General features: G+C 34.4%; 17 protein-coding genes. 14 read left to right on the forward strand and 3 right to left on the reverse strand.

Annotation, left to right across the window (positions count from 1 at the left end; all coding sequences use genetic code 11):
- Positions 1–26 precede the first annotated feature (26 nt).
- The gene (locus NAB20_RS00705) at positions 27–392 is read right to left on the reverse strand and encodes a helix-turn-helix domain-containing protein (protein ID WP_088395109.1); all 366 of its coding nucleotides are present in this window, start codon (positions 390–392) and stop codon (positions 27–29) included.
- Between the two features lie 138 nt (positions 393–530).
- On the opposite strand from NAB20_RS00705, the gene NAB20_RS00710 reads away from it, so the two are divergent.
- The 6 genes from NAB20_RS00710 (at position 531) to NAB20_RS00735 (ending at position 7,374) form a co-directional block, all read left to right on the forward strand.
- Positions 531–713 carry a SymE family type I addiction module toxin gene (locus NAB20_RS00710; RefSeq protein ID WP_088389944.1) on the forward strand — a complete coding sequence of 61 codons (183 nt, stop codon included), beginning with the start codon at positions 531–533 and terminating at the stop codon, positions 711–713.
- Positions 710–3,085, forward strand: a complete 2,376-nt coding sequence (locus tag NAB20_RS00715; protein WP_375605343.1) for a CHC2 zinc finger domain-containing protein — start codon at positions 710–712, stop codon at positions 3,083–3,085. The genes NAB20_RS00710 and NAB20_RS00715 overlap by 4 nt, the downstream gene beginning before the upstream one ends.
- A 194-nt stretch (positions 3,086–3,279) precedes the next feature.
- On the forward strand, positions 3,280–4,203 hold the full coding sequence (locus NAB20_RS00720; RefSeq protein WP_375605344.1) for a tyrosine-type recombinase/integrase: 924 nt from the start codon (positions 3,280–3,282) through the stop codon (positions 4,201–4,203).
- Positions 4,187–5,089: a tyrosine-type recombinase/integrase gene (locus NAB20_RS00725; RefSeq protein WP_375605345.1), complete on the forward strand. Its 903-nt coding sequence runs from the start codon at positions 4,187–4,189 to the stop codon at positions 5,087–5,089. The genes NAB20_RS00720 and NAB20_RS00725 overlap by 17 nt, the downstream gene beginning before the upstream one ends.
- A 730-nt stretch (positions 5,090–5,819) precedes the next feature.
- Complete coding sequence (locus NAB20_RS00730; protein ID WP_375605346.1) at positions 5,820–6,602, forward strand: hypothetical protein; 783 nt, start codon at positions 5,820–5,822, stop codon at positions 6,600–6,602.
- A complete protein-coding gene (locus NAB20_RS00735) occupies positions 6,595–7,374 on the forward strand; it encodes a hypothetical protein (RefSeq protein ID WP_375605347.1) in 780 nt (259 codons plus the stop codon). Before NAB20_RS00730 ends, NAB20_RS00735 begins: the two co-directional genes overlap by 8 nt.
- A 39-nt stretch (positions 7,375–7,413) precedes the next feature.
- Here NAB20_RS00735 and NAB20_RS00740 read toward each other — a convergent pair whose 3' ends face one another.
- Positions 7,414–7,779: a helix-turn-helix domain-containing protein gene (locus tag NAB20_RS00740; protein WP_088395109.1), complete on the reverse strand. Its 366-nt coding sequence runs from the start codon at positions 7,777–7,779 to the stop codon at positions 7,414–7,416.
- Between the two features lie 138 nt (positions 7,780–7,917).
- On the opposite strand from NAB20_RS00740, the gene NAB20_RS00745 reads away from it, so the two are divergent.
- The 6 genes from NAB20_RS00745 (at position 7,918) to NAB20_RS00770 (ending at position 14,399) form a co-directional block, all read left to right on the forward strand.
- Positions 7,918–8,100: a SymE family type I addiction module toxin gene (locus tag NAB20_RS00745; protein WP_088389944.1), complete on the forward strand. Its 183-nt coding sequence runs from the start codon at positions 7,918–7,920 to the stop codon at positions 8,098–8,100.
- Positions 8,097–10,472 (forward strand): CHC2 zinc finger domain-containing protein, encoded by a 2,376-nt coding sequence (locus NAB20_RS00750; RefSeq protein WP_375605343.1) that lies wholly within the window; start codon positions 8,097–8,099, stop codon positions 10,470–10,472. Before NAB20_RS00745 ends, NAB20_RS00750 begins: the two co-directional genes overlap by 4 nt.
- A gap of 194 nt (positions 10,473–10,666) precedes the next feature.
- Complete coding sequence (locus NAB20_RS00755; RefSeq protein WP_375605348.1) at positions 10,667–11,590, forward strand: tyrosine-type recombinase/integrase; 924 nt, start codon at positions 10,667–10,669, stop codon at positions 11,588–11,590.
- Positions 11,574–12,476, forward strand: coding sequence for a tyrosine-type recombinase/integrase (locus NAB20_RS00760; protein WP_375605349.1), 903 nt, complete (start codon positions 11,574–11,576; stop codon positions 12,474–12,476). Before NAB20_RS00755 ends, NAB20_RS00760 begins: the two co-directional genes overlap by 17 nt.
- A 729-nt stretch (positions 12,477–13,205) precedes the next feature.
- Positions 13,206–14,063, forward strand: a complete 858-nt coding sequence (locus NAB20_RS00765; RefSeq protein WP_375605350.1) for a hypothetical protein — start codon at positions 13,206–13,208, stop codon at positions 14,061–14,063.
- 3 nt (positions 14,064–14,066) lie between these two features.
- Positions 14,067–14,399, forward strand: a complete 333-nt coding sequence (locus tag NAB20_RS00770; protein ID WP_375605351.1) for a hypothetical protein — start codon at positions 14,067–14,069, stop codon at positions 14,397–14,399.
- A 55-nt stretch (positions 14,400–14,454) separates the two neighbouring features.
- On the opposite strand, the gene NAB20_RS00775 is transcribed toward NAB20_RS00770, so the two are convergent.
- Positions 14,455–14,808 (reverse strand): helix-turn-helix domain-containing protein, encoded by a 354-nt coding sequence (locus NAB20_RS00775; RefSeq protein WP_088394884.1) that lies wholly within the window; start codon positions 14,806–14,808, stop codon positions 14,455–14,457.
- A gap of 166 nt (positions 14,809–14,974) precedes the next feature.
- On the opposite strand from NAB20_RS00775, the gene NAB20_RS00780 reads away from it, so the two are divergent.
- Both NAB20_RS00780 and NAB20_RS00785 read left to right on the forward strand, forming a co-directional pair.
- On the forward strand, positions 14,975–17,341 hold the full coding sequence (locus NAB20_RS00780) for a CHC2 zinc finger domain-containing protein (RefSeq protein WP_375605352.1): 2,367 nt from the start codon (positions 14,975–14,977) through the stop codon (positions 17,339–17,341).
- A gap of 118 nt (positions 17,342–17,459) precedes the next feature.
- Complete coding sequence (locus NAB20_RS00785; protein ID WP_375605353.1) at positions 17,460–17,969, forward strand: hypothetical protein; 510 nt, start codon at positions 17,460–17,462, stop codon at positions 17,967–17,969.
- Positions 17,970–18,557 lie beyond the last annotated feature (588 nt).

Raw genomic sequence — 18,557 nt, forward strand, 5'->3', positions numbered from 1 at the left:
TCAAATTGTAGAGTGGCTTTACTTTTTTAAGTAAGTTGCTGTTGTACAAAATCTTTAAATCGTTTTTTAGATATAAAAGATTCTACAATGGTATAAACTACATTCTTTTCTTTTTCGTCTAATTGCGAAATCAAATTTACTTGTTCAACTATAGCTTTGTCTTGAATAGTTATTTCTTTAGGAGGTAATTTTTTATCATCATAATGCACAATCTCATCAATCGTAATATTGTAGTAATTAGCTAATTTATCTAAAACCTCAATAGAAGCTTCTCTTTGTCCATTTTCAACACGGTTATAGTTAGTTGTACCTATGCCAATTTCAAGGGCTACTTGTTTTTGTTGCAATCCTCTTTGTTCTCTTATTTTTCTTAGGTTTTCGGCTACGTTCATAGGACTTTATTTGAAATGCTAATTTACCAAAAAAGCAATATAAACAAAAATATTACCAATTAAGTAATTTTATATTTGCTATTTTGGTAATTTATAACGTATTTTGTAATTGCTAAAACGGTAATAAATATTTTATCTATGAAAACAAAACAACTAAAAGTCTACACCAAGTACAGCCCTAGAGCCTACAACCAATATAAACAGGTAGCCGAAATACGCCTAAATGGCATTTGGTTAGAACAACTAGGCTTTACACCACACACGCCTATAAACGTAAGCTATGAAAATCAAAAAATCATCCTAACACCCAAAAACCTATGACCATAGCCCAAATAAAAGCATCCCTCCTTTTAGCCACAGTACTAGAACATTACCATTTAAAACCAGATAAAAACAAAATGCTACGGTGTCCCTTCCACGATGATAAAAACGCCAGTATGCAAGTATCCTATAGCCGTAACCATTACAAATGCCATGCTTGCAACAAAAAAGGCGATGTGATCCAGTTTGTTCAAGATTATGAAAAAATAACCAAACACCAAGCCCTTTTAAAATGCACAGCAATGATCACTATTTATCCAGAGTCAGAAGCCAACAACCCTAAAACAACAGCAGAACCAACAACCAACCAACAAGAAAAAATAATATTCCTTGAAAAAATGTTTTTAAGCTTCAGAAAAGGCTTATTAAGCAGCATTCCAGCCAAAGCATATTGCAAGAGTAGAAACCTAAACTTTGAAACGCTAGAAATCGGATTTAATGCAGGACAGTTTCATCACGGAGAACGAAAAGACCAAAAATTAATCCATAATTCTTTACAATACGGCTTATTAAGTTTAGCAGGTACCAACTCAAGAACAGGAGGACAAGCCTACAAACCTTTTGCAAACCGTAGTATTATATTCCCTTTACGAAACAAACAAAACCAAATAGTCAGTTTGTATTTTCGCTCGATAGTTCCCCCTTCGGGGGCGGAGGGAGCTCGTCACTTTTACTTGAAAAACAGACAAGGTTTATACCCCAATTATCCCCATATAAATACTAAAAAAATCATCTTAACCGAAAGTATTATTGACTGTGCAAGTTTGATACAATCCTTACAAATCCAGCAAAATCAAGAAGATTCTACAAACTCCCCCTTTGGAGGTTGGGGAGCTTTAGCCTGTTATGGAACCAACGGACTAACTGAAGAACATATCAAAGCCATTACAGCACTCAAACAACTAGAAGAAATCATCTTTGCTTTTGACAATGATACAGCAGGTCGCACGGCGACAACGAATTATTCACAAGTCTTACTTGAATTACTACCAACAATAAAAATAAGTGTGTTAGAACCCATAAACAAAGACATCAACGAAACACTACAACTACACAATGAAGAAATATTTATTGAACTTTTAGACAAAAGAAAGCCATTAGGCAATAGCCAAAAGCCGACAGAAAACCTTTCTTTTTCAGAGGAAAATAAAAAGGAGGAATTATCCACAAAGTTAGAAACACCCCCTTCGGGGGTTGGGGGGCTTAACTTCCTAAAACGAAAACATCTACTCAAAAACTTAAATATAGAAATCGGAAAAGCAGGCATAGTAGGCGAAGAAAACAGCCGAATGTTACTCTTTTTAATCATCATCAGTTATTTAAACAAAAGCCCCTTACACGCACTCGTACAAGGATCCAGCGGTAGCGGAAAAACACATATTATATCAAGAATTGCAGATTTAATGCCTCAAGAAGATGTACTACGATTTACACGAATTACAGAAAGTAGTTTATACAATTGGGGTGAGTTTGATTTATTCCAAAAAGTAATCATCATTGAAGATTTAGACGGTTTAAAAGAAGATGCACTATATGCACTGCGAGAATTTATAAGCAATCAAGTGTTAAGAAGCTCCGTAACTATCAAAGACAAAAAAGGAAATAATAAATCTTCTCATAAAATAGTAAAAGGACAATTTAGCAGTCTATCAGCCACCACCAAAGGCGAAACCTACGAGGATAATATGAGCCGAAGTTTTTTAATTGCAGTCGATGAAAGCAAGGAACAAACCGCCAAAATAATCGACTACCAAAACAAACGAAACGCAGGAGAAATAGACCCAAACGAAAGTCAAAAAGCAATAGGATTTATACAAAGTATCGTTAGAAATTTAAAGGTATATGAAGTTATCAATCCCTACGCCACCCAATTACACCTACCAGAGAAAGTACATAAAATAAGACGATTAAATGAAATGTATCAAGCCGTTATCAAACAAGTAACCTTCTTAAATCAGTATCAACGTCAAATAGTTAAAAGTCCCTCCTTTGGAGGGGTTGGGGAGGCTCTAATCACCGAAATCGAAGACATAGAACAAGCAACCGAGGTACTTTTTGAAAGTATCATTTTAAAAGTGGATGAACTCGATGGCAGTTTAAGACAATTTTTTGAACGATTAAAAAAGCACGTAAAAACCGAAAATCAAGAGTTTATTTTAAGAGATATAAGACAAGATTTAGGAATAAGTAAAACACAGCTATTTAGATATATACAAACACTTTTAGAGTTAGAATACATCAAACAGGTTGGCGGTTATGCAAACAAAGGCATTAAATATAAAATAAGCTATTGGGACAATTACCAAAAATTAAGAGCTGAAATAAAAGATTTTTTAATGCTTCAAATAGAAAGACTAAAAAACAAAGTATGATAATAATTGCCTGCGGTGGCTCACCGCTGGAACACTAAAGGAACGCAAAAGGAACACTAGAAAACGGTGTAAAGTATTGTAAAATATAAGAAAATAGTAAAAAAATAGTCTAGCGTTCCTGAAAATAAAATATTGAGTAAGCAAAAGCATCATAAACTATAAAAACATCATACTAACTTGAAACCAAAAAGAAAATGGGCGCACCAAGTAAACACAAAATCTATACAGAATATTATCAAACAGAAGCTATAAACTACAAAAAACATTTAGACATTTTAGGATTAAATCCACAAACAACCCAAACCAGATTTTTATATTTAAAAGAATTTTTTAGTTATTTAGAAAGCCATAAAATCTTTGAAATAAAAGAAGTTACACCCAAAGAAATAGCAGACTACAACGACTATCTAAAAGCCAGGAAAAGCCAGCGAACAGGAAAAGCACTAAAGCAAAAAAGCATCTACGACCATATGCGAAACCTACAACAATATTTAGGGTATTTATTAGAAATTGAAAGTATAAAAAGCAATCCAGCATCACACTTAAAATTTACGGCAGTAAGCGAAAAAGTAGAGCGATTTATATTTAGCCAGGATCAAATAAAAGAACTCTACAAAGTAGCCAATTTAGAAGAAAAAGCCATCTTAAATATGGGTTATGGTTGTGGACTTCGAGTACAAGAAATGAGCGACTTAAACAAAGAAGATATTAGATTGAGTGAAAATTTAGTAATCGTTCAAAAAGGTAAAAATAGCAAACGCAGATTAGTCCCTATAAGTGATAAAATCAAAACAGAATTAGAAGCATTTATTTTTTCAAATGAGAAGAAAACAAATGAAACTTCTTTTTTTATTAATAGCAAAGGTAGAAGAATGCAAGAATGGTCTTTTAATAAAATCTTAAAAAATCTTATAGGTAAAGCGTTCCCCCTTTGGGGGATTAAGGGGGCTATCGGAATACACAATTTAAGGCACTCCATCGCAACACATCTACTACAAAACGGAATGAAACTCGAACAGGTTCAAAAATTTTTAGGACATAGCCACATCGAGAGTACAGAAATTTATACTCATATATCTCAAAATCAAATCAATAGTTTATATGGTAACACTTCGTAATTATTTAGAAAAGAAATACAGCAAAAGCACATTAAACAGCAATTTATACAACATCAAAAGATTTACAGATTATTACCAAAACAAAGCTAAAACAGCCACATTTAAAGAAGTTTTACAATATATAGAACACTTACGAAAAAACTACAATCTACACCCAAAAACATTACGCCATTGTTTGTATGGAGTAAAAATATACTTCAATTATCTACTCGAAACAGGACAAAGAAAGGATCATCCTTGCAGTGAATTATTTTTAAAAGATAAAATTGATAAACAAATACAAGTCGATACACTTTACAGCCCAGAAACACTAGAAACCTTTTTTGAAACCTACCAAATCAAAAAGAAAAAATATTTAGAAAATAGAAATAAAATTATCATTAGTTTACTCATTTATCAAGCCTTAACCGTCAAAGAAATAGCAGAACTAGAAATACAAAACATCAATTTAGAAAAAGCAGAAATTACCATAAACGGCAACGATGAGCCAACCGCCAAAAGTCCAAAATCAAGAGTTTTACCACTCAATGCCAAACAAATTTTATTGATTTACAAATACATACAAGAAGACAGAGAAAAATTATTGAGCTACTCAAAAGTTCCCCCTTTGGGGGTTAGGGGGCTTTTTATATTGGGTCAATACGGCGAAAAAATCAATCCTCACGGTATTAGTAAAATGATAAATGAACAAAAGCCAAAAAGCGAACAAATCCAACCAATGAAGATAAGACAAAGCGTTATAGCCAACTTACTGAAGAAAGAAAACGATACAAGAATAGTACAAGTTTTTAGCGGACATCGCAGGGCAAGTACCACAATCCAATACAAACAAACAGAATTTGAACTACTACAAAACGCCGTTAATAATTATCATCCAATCAGATAAATAACAATTAAAAGAAAGGCAATCAAAAGGTCTCCCTCCGGTCGTTCTCTTTGTTCCGCTGGGCTGTTCCAGTCGGCTGAAAAAGCCTCCATTCCACAGTCCACTCGCAAATAAAAATATAACAGCTCCGAAAAAAGAGCAGTTATATTTTTTTTGCTTCGTTCCCAGTCTTCACACGTTCACTTCCTGCGTTCGTCGGGGCTACTACATCTGCAAGACCGCTCCCAAGGCTCCATCCAACGTTAAGCCGTCTTTGCATCTGTCGCCCCTTGTTAATATGGCGGTTGCTCCCTGCGCCCTCAGTACGCCCTGCAAGGTGTAGCAAAGCTACTGCCCATTAGATTTACTTCACTCCGTTACGCTTCAGGGCTATGCTTTCAGCACACTGCGCCACATTGCTCCTCCTCGTGCCTCCTCGTCCGCATTGTGTGTCGCAGGCTTCGGCACATTGCCGCAACACCGCCTCTTCGCTCCTCGGTAACTAAAACGGCTTTTTTATACCACTAACCGCTTAACGCCTTTTTTACTTCCCTGCGGTGCTTGGGGGTGTTTATTGTTGAACCGCATACTAACGCCCTTCGGTTGTTGGCTCTCTTTTTTGGGAAAAGAGCCAAGAAGCTTTTTTTTTCAATTGAAAATAAAAAATGGCTCTCTTCCAAAAAAAGAGAGCATAATAGATAAAAATAAATTCTTTTTTTTCAATTGAAAATAAAAATTTATCTTTGAAACAATGGGATCTTTACAGCTGACATACCAACCAAAATTAAAAACCATTCACTCGCACGAGGCAAAAGTCGTGCAGTTGTGGTTAAGTACTGACCCACTAGCGGAGAAGTTTCCCAATGCTTCACCTTATAATTATTGTCTTAATAATCCTTTAGTTTTGATCGATCCCGATGGGAAAGCTCCAACGGACTGGTACCGTAATAAAATAACAGGAAAAATAACTTGGAAAGATGGACAAAAGGAAAGATGGGGTTATGAAAGATTAGGACACTCTCTTGGATACACAGATAAAAATGGTAACAGAGCATTGTTAAACGGAGACACTAAACAAATTTCTTATAATGGTAAAGTCTTAGCCGATTTTAGTCAAAATCCAAAAGCTGAGTATGGCGGATTTGCTTTTGCAGATGGAGGAAATAGTCAAGACCCAGGTGAATTAGACAGAGGTGGAAGAAATGCACAGTGGATAGACTTTAAAGGATTAATAGGATTAATTGACTTATTATTAGGGCGAGAACCTGGTAAAATGGGACAAGCTCATCAAAAAGGAAAAGGAACTAATGGTACAGGTAATGCGGAGAGTAAAATTGGTGAAGCAATTGATGCAGTTGGCGCAAGCACAGGCGCAACTAATGAAATAAATGGAACAATGAATAAAAAATCAAATGAGAAAGTAAAAGAACCAAATCAACCCGAATACATCTATACAAATTACGATCCAAATAACTCAAATAATAACGTTCAAGTTAGGAACCCTGAATATGATAAACAAAAGAAAAATGACTAATAAATATAAAATCGTTATCTCTTTTTTACTTCTTGTCATTTTTGCTGCACTAATTTTTGTTTTTTCCTTTAAAGAGGAAAAAGTATATACTTCACATGAGTATAACTCTAATGGACAATTAATAGGGATAAATGAATATATTATCAGAAATAGTGATACTATTCTACAAGGTAAATTTGAAAGATATAATGATAAGGGCATTCTAATTTCAAAAGGTCAATTTTTGAATGATGAAGTTTATGGAAAATGCTTATATTACTATCATAATGGAAAAGTTAAATCGATATATTTTCGTAAAAACAGCAAGATAAATTTGGAATGTTTTTATTATAATCAAAACGGTTTACTTGAAAAATATATAATGTGTGATGATATCGGTAATACTGCCTTTATTATCTATTTTGACGAAAAAGGGGCCACAAAATATAATGGTTATTTTCAGATAGAAACCTACCAATATAAATTTTCACATCCCGAGCAGTTTAAAATTAAAGAACAGCAATATTTAAAAGTTGGCGATAAATTAAAGTACAGCTATTTAATAGCCAATATCCCCAACGCCAAACGTAGTATAAAAATAGAAAATATAAGCGTTGATAATTCAAAAGTCAAACGAACTTTAAAACATATAGAACCATGCCAATGGGATGTAGAAGAAGTTCTTACTAAAAAAGGCAAAAATACAATACAAAGTATCGTTAAATACGAGTTTAAAGATAAAGTTACCCCTGTTTTTATAGATACCCTTTCTTTTGATATAGAAGTACATTAAAAAATAAAGCCACTCAAATTGTAGAGTGGCTTTACTTTTTTAAGTAAGTTGCTGTTGTACAAAATCTTTAAATCGTTTTTTAGATATAAAAGATTCTACAATGGTATAAACTACATTCTTTTCTTTTTCGTCTAATTGCGAAATCAAATTTACTTGTTCAACTATAGCTTTGTCTTGAATAGTTATTTCTTTAGGAGGTAATTTTTTATCATCATAATGCACAATCTCATCAATCGTAATATTGTAGTAATTAGCTAATTTATCTAAAACCTCAATAGAAGCTTCTCTTTGTCCATTTTCAACACGGTTATAGTTAGTTGTACCTATGCCAATTTCAAGGGCTACTTGTTTTTGTTGCAATCCTCTTTGTTCTCTTATTTTTCTTAGGTTTTCGGCTACGTTCATAGGACTTTATTTGAAATGCTAATTTACCAAAAAAGCAATATAAACAAAAATATTACCAATTAAGTAATTTTATATTTGCTATTTTGGTAATTTATAACGTATTTTGTAATTGCTAAAACGGTAATAAATATTTTATCTATGAAAACAAAACAACTAAAAGTCTACACCAAGTACAGCCCTAGAGCCTACAACCAATATAAACAGGTAGCCGAAATACGCCTAAATGGCATTTGGTTAGAACAACTAGGCTTTACACCACACACGCCTATAAACGTAAGCTATGAAAATCAAAAAATCATCCTAACACCCAAAAACCTATGACCATAGCCCAAATAAAAGCATCCCTCCTTTTAGCCACAGTACTAGAACATTACCATTTAAAACCAGATAAAAACAAAATGCTACGGTGTCCCTTCCACGATGATAAAAACGCCAGTATGCAAGTATCCTATAGCCGTAACCATTACAAATGCCATGCTTGCAACAAAAAAGGCGATGTGATCCAGTTTGTTCAAGATTATGAAAAAATAACCAAACACCAAGCCCTTTTAAAATGCACAGCAATGATCACTATTTATCCAGAGTCAGAAGCCAACAACCCTAAAACAACAGCAGAACCAACAACCAACCAACAAGAAAAAATAATATTCCTTGAAAAAATGTTTTTAAGCTTCAGAAAAGGCTTATTAAGCAGCATTCCAGCCAAAGCATATTGCAAGAGTAGAAACCTAAACTTTGAAACGCTAGAAATCGGATTTAATGCAGGACAGTTTCATCACGGAGAACGAAAAGACCAAAAATTAATCCATAATTCTTTACAATACGGCTTATTAAGTTTAGCAGGTACCAACTCAAGAACAGGAGGACAAGCCTACAAACCTTTTGCAAACCGTAGTATTATATTCCCTTTACGAAACAAACAAAACCAAATAGTCAGTTTGTATTTTCGCTCGATAGTTCCCCCTTCGGGGGCGGAGGGAGCTCGTCACTTTTACTTGAAAAACAGACAAGGTTTATACCCCAATTATCCCCATATAAATACTAAAAAAATCATCTTAACCGAAAGTATTATTGACTGTGCAAGTTTGATACAATCCTTACAAATCCAGCAAAATCAAGAAGATTCTACAAACTCCCCCTTTGGAGGTTGGGGAGCTTTAGCCTGTTATGGAACCAACGGACTAACTGAAGAACATATCAAAGCCATTACAGCACTCAAACAACTAGAAGAAATCATCTTTGCTTTTGACAATGATACAGCAGGTCGCACGGCGACAACGAATTATTCACAAGTCTTACTTGAATTACTACCAACAATAAAAATAAGTGTGTTAGAACCCATAAACAAAGACATCAACGAAACACTACAACTACACAATGAAGAAATATTTATTGAACTTTTAGACAAAAGAAAGCCATTAGGCAATAGCCAAAAGCCGACAGAAAACCTTTCTTTTTCAGAGGAAAATAAAAAGGAGGAATTATCCACAAAGTTAGAAACACCCCCTTCGGGGGTTGGGGGGCTTAACTTCCTAAAACGAAAACATCTACTCAAAAACTTAAATATAGAAATCGGAAAAGCAGGCATAGTAGGCGAAGAAAACAGCCGAATGTTACTCTTTTTAATCATCATCAGTTATTTAAACAAAAGCCCCTTACACGCACTCGTACAAGGATCCAGCGGTAGCGGAAAAACACATATTATATCAAGAATTGCAGATTTAATGCCTCAAGAAGATGTACTACGATTTACACGAATTACAGAAAGTAGTTTATACAATTGGGGTGAGTTTGATTTATTCCAAAAAGTAATCATCATTGAAGATTTAGACGGTTTAAAAGAAGATGCACTATATGCACTGCGAGAATTTATAAGCAATCAAGTGTTAAGAAGCTCCGTAACTATCAAAGACAAAAAAGGAAATAATAAATCTTCTCATAAAATAGTAAAAGGACAATTTAGCAGTCTATCAGCCACCACCAAAGGCGAAACCTACGAGGATAATATGAGCCGAAGTTTTTTAATTGCAGTCGATGAAAGCAAGGAACAAACCGCCAAAATAATCGACTACCAAAACAAACGAAACGCAGGAGAAATAGACCCAAACGAAAGTCAAAAAGCAATAGGATTTATACAAAGTATCGTTAGAAATTTAAAGGTATATGAAGTTATCAATCCCTACGCCACCCAATTACACCTACCAGAGAAAGTACATAAAATAAGACGATTAAATGAAATGTATCAAGCCGTTATCAAACAAGTAACCTTCTTAAATCAGTATCAACGTCAAATAGTTAAAAGTCCCTCCTTTGGAGGGGTTGGGGAGGCTCTAATCACCGAAATCGAAGACATAGAACAAGCAACCGAGGTACTTTTTGAAAGTATCATTTTAAAAGTGGATGAACTCGATGGCAGTTTAAGACAATTTTTTGAACGATTAAAAAAGCACGTAAAAACCGAAAATCAAGAGTTTATTTTAAGAGATATAAGACAAGATTTAGGAATAAGTAAAACACAGCTATTTAGATATATACAAACACTTTTAGAGTTAGAATACATCAAACAGGTTGGCGGTTATGCAAACAAAGGCATTAAATATAAAATAAGCTATTGGGACAATTACCAAAAATTAAGAGCTGAAATAAAAGATTTTTTAATGCTTCAAATAGAAAGACTAAAAAACAAAGTATGATAATAATTGCCTGCGGTGGCTCACCGCTGGAACACTAAAGGAACGCAAAAGGAACACTAGAAAACGGTGTAAAGTATTGTAAAATATAAGAAAATAGTAAAAAAATAGTCTAGCGTTCCTGAAAATAAAATATTGAGTAAGCAAAAACATCATAAACTATAAAAACATCATACTAACTTGAAACCAAAAAGAAAATGGGCGCACCAAGTAAACACAAAATCTATACAGAATATTATCAAACAGAAGCTATAAACTACAAAAAACATTTAGCCATTTTAGGATTAAATCCACAAACAACCCAAACCAGATTTTTATATTTAAAAGAATTTTTTAGTTATTTAGAAAGCCATAAAATCTTTGAAATAAAAGAAGTTACACCCAAAGAAATAGCAGACTACAACGACTATCTAAAAGCCAGGAAAAGCCAGCGAACAGGAAAAGCACTAAAGCAAAAAAGCATATACGATCAGATGCGAAACCTACAACAATATTTAGGGTATTTATTAGAAATAGAAGTTATAAAAAGCAATCCAGCATCACACTTAAAATTTACGGCAGTAAGCGAGAAAGTAGAGCGATTTATATTTAGCCAGGATCAAATAAAAGAACTCTACAAAGTAGCCAATTTAGAAGAAAAAGCCATCTTAAATATGGGTTATGGTTGTGGACTTCGAGTACAAGAAATGAGCGACTTAAACAAAGAAGATATTAGATTGAGTGAAAATTTAGTAATCGTTCAAAAAGGTAAAAATAGCAAACGCAGATTAGTCCCTATAAGTGATAAAATCAAAACAGAATTAGAAGCATTTATTTTTTCAAATGAGAAGAAAACAAATGAAACTTCTTTTTTTATTAATAGCAAAGGTAGAAGAATGCAAGAATGGTCTTTTAATAAAATCTTAAAAAATCTTATAGGTAAAGCGTTCCCCCTTTGGGGGATTAAGGGGGCTATCGGAATACACAATTTAAGGCACTCAATAGCAACACATCTTTTAGAAAACGGAATGAAACTCGAACAAGTACAAAAGTTTTTAGGGCATAGCCATATCGAGAGTACAGAAATTTATACTCATATATCTCAAAATCAAATCAATAGTTTATATGGTAACACTTCGTAATTATTTAGAAAAGAAATACAGCAAAAGCACATTAAACAGCAATTTATACAACATCAAAAGATTTACAGATTATTACCAAAACAAAGCTAAAACAGCCACATTTAAAGAAGTTTTACAGTATATAGAACACTTACGAAAAAACTACAATCTACACCCAAAAACATTACGCCATTGTTTGTATGGAGTAAAAATATACTTCAATTATCTACTTGAAACAGGACAAAGAAAGGATCATCCTTGCAGTGAATTATTTTTAAAAGATAAAATTGATAAACAAATACAAGTCGACACACTTTACAGCCCAGAAACACTAGAAACCTTTTTTGAAACCTACCAAATCAGAAAGAAAAAATATTTAGAAAATAGAAATAAAATTATCATTAGTTTACTCATTTATCAAGCCTTAACCGTCAAAGAAATAGCAGAACTAGAAATACAAAACATCAATTTAGAAAAAGCAGAAATTACCATAAACGGCAACGATGAGCCAAACGCCAAAAGTCCAAAATCAAGAGTTTTACCACTCAATGCCAAACAAATTTTATTGATTTACAAATACATACAAGAAGACAGAGAAAAATTATTGAGCTACTCAAAAGTTCCCCCTTTGGGGGTTAGGGGGCTTTTTATATTGGGTCAATACGGCGAAAAAATCAATCCTCACGGCATAGGAAAAATGATAAACGAAACCAAACCCAAAGCAGAACAAATAAAGCCAATTAGGATAAGACAAAGCGTTATAGCCAACTTACTGAAGAAAGAAAACGATACAAGAATAGTACAAGTTTTTAGCGGACATCGCAGGGCAAGTACCACAATCCAATACAAACAAACAGAATTTGAACTACTACAAAACGCCGTTAATAATTATCATCCAATCAGATAAATAACAATTAAAAGAAAGGCAATCAAAAGGTCTCCCTCCGGTCGTTCTCTTTGTTCCGCTGGGCTGTTCCAGTCGGCTGAAAAAGCCTCCGTTCCACAGTCCTCTCGCAAATAAAAATATAACAGCTCCGAAAAAAGAGCAGTTATATTTTTTTTGCTTCGTTCCCAGTCTTCACACGTTCACTTCCTGCGTTCGTCGGGGCTACTACATCTGCAAGACCGCTCCCAAGGCTCCATCCAACCCAAAGCCGTCTTTGCATCTGTCGCCCCTTGTTAATATGGCGGTTGCTCCCTGCGCCCTCAGTACGCCCTGCAAGGTGTAGCAAAGCTACTGTCCATTAGATTTGCTTCACTCCGTTACGCTTCAGGGCTATGCTTTCAGCACACTGCCCCACATTGCTCCTCCTCGTACCTCCTCGTCCGCATTGTGTGTCGCAGGCTTCGGCACATTGCCGCAACACCGCCTCTTCGCTCCTCGGTCAGTAAAACGGCTTTTTTATACCACTAACCGCTTAACGCCTTTTTTACTTCCCTGCGGTGCTTGGGGGTGTTTATTGTTGAACCGCATACTAACGCCCTTCGGTTGTTGGCTCTCTTTTTTGGGAAAAGAGCCAAGAAGCTTTTTTTTCAATTGAAAATAAAAAATGGCTCTCTTCCAAAAAAAGAGAGCATAATAGATAAAAATAAATTCTTTTTTTTCAATTGAAAATAAAAATTTATCTTTGAAACAATGGGATCTTTACAGCTGACATACCAACCAAAATTAAAAACCATTCACTCGCACGAGGCAAAAGTCGTACAGTTGTGGTTAAGTACTGACCCACTAGCGGAGAAGTTCCCAGCTTGGTCTCCGTATAGTTATACACTAAATAATCCAATCAATTTGACCGACCCTGACGGTCGTGAACCAATAAAACCACAAGCAGGAACTTCTCAAGGATTTGTCGCATTCTTAAACAATACAAGGTCAAAAATGGGAACATTGAAAGGAAGTCAAGGTCACGACGCTATGATGAGATTAGGTAAGACAGAATGGAATTGGTCACATATGCGCCCAGAACCTATGACGACTAATCCTTTTAATACAAGTAAAGATAAATACATTTACACTGAAAGAGTTGGATGGCTTGATATGTCTCATTTTATGTTTTATGCGGGTAGAGCATATGATTATAAAATGCAAAAGGAAAACGCACAAGCTCAAATGGATAGTGATGGATTTAAACATCTTGAAAGTGGTACACAAATGGGAATTATTAAAGTAGCTAATATGGATCCAATTGGTGAAGCTGTACAAGATGGTTATCGTCAAGAGATGTCGGATAGATTGGTGGCACGTCATTCAGCATATAGTTATGAAGATTTACCTAGTGATAAGTGGGGTGCTGATTTTGGAGCTAATTATTACAATCCAAATAGTGAAATGACTTTAGGGGAGCAACTTCAAAATTATTTAAACACAATGGGGGCTACTAAACCGCAAAATGCACCGAATTATTCTACATTGCCCACAACAGATGCAAACTTGAGTAAGCCAACTAGAACAAATCATACTACAGAAGGAGTTTATACAAAAACAAATCAATAAATTATGATAAAAAAAGTAAGTTTAATATTTGTTTTGATACTATCTTTTTTATTTTTCTTTTGGTTTATTTATTTAAAGAATGAAAAAGAGAATAGATTAATGTCTCAAGGGAATGAGATTATTGAAAAAGTTGAAAAGTATAGGGTAAAATATAAAAAATTGCCTAGTTCACTGACCGATATTGGAATAGAAATAATAGATGAGAATAACCCTCCATTGTATTATGAAAAAAGAGATACCACAAACTACATTGTTTGGTTTGCAAAATCTAGTGAGGATGTAAAAACTTACTATTCGGATACGAAAAAATGGGAAGATTATCAAAGATTTAAATAATCTAAATACCATTAAATATACCAAACCTCGAGCCAACACTCGGGGTTTATTGTTTTTACAAAGTATAAGATTGTTTAGTTTTAAAATCTCGTATGTAGGCAGAAATTACTTTAAGGATAGTGTTTTTTTCTTCTTGGGGTAGTTCTTCAATCTTTTGAAATTCTTTTATAAGCTCGGCATCTTTAAGCGTTTGTTGGGCTTTTTCATTGGTGTTACCATTAACAAGGTAATCAATAGACACGCCAAAAACTTCAGCTAATTTATTTAAAACATCGGCAGGCGGTTGTACCCCTTTAGTTTCATACCTAACAATTTGAGGATGCGAAATATTTATCTTGCTTCCTAAATCTTGCTGGGTTATATTATTTGCTTTACGCAATTGCTGTATTCTTTCTCCTAAAGTGCTCATTTTGTTATCTAATTAGAGTATAATATATGCTATAATTATCAACAAAGATAGTGAATGAAAGATTTTGTTTATCGCTTTGTTAATAAAATAAAGATTATGATTCTTGTGTAGTTTATCTTTTATGATTTACTTTGTTCCTAAATGATAACAAAATAAATTATCAACAATGGAAATCCAAGACATCAAAGAAAAATTAACCATAACAAACGTATTGCACTACTACGGATTAAAAACCGACAAACAAAGTCGTTTAAACTGTCCGTTCCACGAAGATAAAACCCCAAGTTTTCAAGTGTATTACAAAACACAAACGGCGTACTGTTTTAGTTCCAATTGCAAAACTCACGGCAAAAGTATCGATGTGATTGATTTTATACTGCATAAAGAAAACTGCACAAAACACGAAGCCATTAACAAAGCGGTTGAGATTTTAGGACACAAAGAACCCAACAAAAACGAAAGGTATCAGCAAGATTTATCACGAGAACAATTTTTGGGCAATATGTACCAGTATTTTAAAAATGCCATTAGCAACAGTAAACCAGCAAAAGAATATCTACAAAGCAGAAGTTTAGACAATAAAAAAATAGAAGTTGGTTACAATGGTGGGCAGTTCCATCACGGCGCAAGAAGAGAAGAAAAATTAATAAATCAATGTTTAGAATATGGTTTACTAATTGATAAAGGAAACAAAGGCAGAACAGGAGAAACCGCTTACAACGTTTTTGGCAAATGGTGTATTGTTTTTGCTTTAAAAAACAGAGAAAATAAAGTAGTGGGTTTATACTTTAGAAGTACATTAAATGAGAAAGAAAGCAAACATTTTTATCTAAAAAATAGACAAGGTTTATACCCCAATTATCCCCATATAAATACTAAAAAAATCATCTTAACCGAAAGTATTATTGACTGTGCAAGTTTGATACAATCCTTACAAATCCAGCAAAATCAAGAAGATTCTACAAACTCCCCCTTTGGGGGTTGGGGGACTTTAGCCTGTTATGGAACCAACGGACTAACTGAAGAACATATCAAAGCCATTACAGCACTCAAACAACTAGAAGAAATCATCTTTGCTTTTGACAATGATACAGCAGGTCGCACGGCGACAACGAATTATTCACAAGTCTTACTTGAATTACTACCAACAATAAAAATAAGTGTGTTAGAACCCATAAACAAAGACATCAACGAAACACTACAACTACACAATGAAGAAATATTTATTGAACTTTTAGACAAAAGAAAGCCATTAAGCAATAGCCAAAAACCGACAGAAAACCTTTCTTTTTCAGAGGAAAATAAAAAGGAGGAATTATCCACAAAGTTAGAAACGCCCCCTTCGGGGGTTGGGGGGCTTAACTTCCTAAAACGAAAACATCTACTCAAAAACTTAAATATAGAAATCGGAAAAGCAGGCATAGTAGGCGAAGAAAACAGCCGAATGTTACTCTTTTTAATCATCATCAGTTATTTAAACAAAAGCCCCTTACACGCACTCGTACAAGGATCCAGCGGTAGCGGAAAAACACATATTATAAACCGAATTGCAGACCTTATGCCACCAGAAGATGTATTGCGTTTTACACGAATTACCGAAAGCAGTTTATACAACTGGGGCGAGTTTGATTTATTCCAAAAAGTAATCATCATTGAAGATTTAGACGGTTTAAAAGAAGATGCACTATATGCACTGCGAGAATTTATAAGCAATCAAGTGTTAAGAAGTAGTGTAACTATCAAAGACAAAAAAGGGAATAATAAATCTTCTCATAAAATAGTAAAAGGACAATTTAGCAGTCTATCAGCCACCACCAAAGGCGAAACCTACGAGGACAATATGAGCCGAAGTTTTTTAATAGCCGTTGACGAGAGCAAGGAACAAACCGCCAAAATAATCGACTACCAAAACAAACGAAACGCAGGAGAAATAGACCCAAACGAAAGTCAAAAAGCAATCCATTTTATACAAAGTATCGTTAGAAATTTAAAGGTATATGAAGTCATTAATCCCTACGCCACCCAATTACACCTACCAGAGAAAGTACATAAAATAAGACGATTAAACGAAATGTATCAAGCCGTTATCAAACAAGTAACCTTCTTAAATCAGTATCAACGTCAAATAGTTAAAAGTCCCTCCTTTGGAGGGGTTGGGGAGGCTCTAATCACCGAAATCGAAGACATAGAACAAGCAACCGAAGTACTTTTTGAAAGTATCATTTTAAAAGTGGATGAACTCGATGGCAGTTTAAGACAATTTTTTGAGAAAATAAAGAAGTATTTAAAAGATAAAAACCAAGAGTTTAGCCAAAGAGAAATCAGACAGGAGTTAAATATTAGCAAAAGTCAATGTTCACGATTTATGATACAATTAGTTGACTTAGAATACATTACTATAAAAAATGGAGGTAATTTAAAACTTCAAAAATATGTAATTGATTATTGGGACAACCATCAAAAGTTACGAAGTGAGATTAAAGACTTCTTAATGAATCAGATACAGGAACTAAAACATCAGAAAGAGAAGTAAGTTATGACAAAGGTTAGGGACAATGTGGGACAATCTTGGGACAATTAAATAATTGTTATTCTTTTTATTTTCAACTGATTATGTTTAAAAAAAGGCTATTGTCCCAAATCCCAAAAAAATGAGTAAGCAAAACAATCATACAGGTAAAAAAGGTCGTAGTTACACTAATGATTTACTCTTATATTTAATTGAAATCTTACACCAAATTTTTCCTAAAGAAGAAACCATCAATCCATTTTACAAAGTAGTTTTAGACAAATACCCATCAGAATATCAGTATTACTACAAACTATTAACGCATTATATTACATTAATCAATCAAAAACATCGAGCAATGGAAAAACAAAAATTTGTTACTACAAGAGAAGATATTGTAGCGAGTTTAAATTTATTGGAAATCATGGTTTTAAGAAGTTATCGTACAGAAGAACAAACAGCAAAAGAAATCTATCAAATCTTAAAAAACAACACAAAAGAAGACCAAATTTTAACAGCAAAAAATATTAGTCAAATCATCCATTATAAGAAAACCCAAACAGCAAGAATCATCAAAATTCTTTTAAAAATGGATAAGATAATCCTCGTTTCTACACATAAAAAAATCGGTTATTTATATCAATTAAAATAATATAAATTTCAAACAAAAGAACAGCAATCAAAAGGTCTCCCTCCGGTCGTTCTCTTTGTTCCGCTGGGCTGTTCCAGTCGGCTGAAAAAGCCTCCGTTCCACAGTCCTCTCGCAAATAAAAATATAACAGCTCCGAAAAAAGAGCAGTTATATTTTTTTTGCTTCGTTCCCAGTCTTCACACGTTCACTTCCTGCGTTCGTCGGGGCTACTACATCTGCAAGACCGCTCCCAAGGCTCCATCCAACCCAAAGCCGTCTTTGCATCTGTCGCCCCTTGTTAATATGGCGGTTGCTCCCTGCGCCCTCAGTACGCCCTGCAAGGTGTAGCAAAGCTACTGCCCATTAGATTTGCTTCACTCCGTTACGCTTCAGGGCTATGCTTTCAGCACACTGCGCCACATTGCTCCTCCTCGTGCCTCCTCGTCCGCATTGTGTGTCGCAGGCTTCGGCACATTGCCGCAACACCGCCTCTTCGCTCCTCGGTCAGTAAAACGGCTTTTTTATACCTCTAACCGCTTAACGCCTTTTTTACTTCCCTGCGGTGCTTGGGGGTGTTCGTTGTTGAACCGCATACTAACGCCCTTCGGT

The sequence above is a fragment of the Flavobacterium davisii genome, from assembly GCF_042182265.1.
Lineage (GTDB): Bacteria > Bacteroidota > Bacteroidia > Flavobacteriales > Flavobacteriaceae > Flavobacterium > Flavobacterium davisii.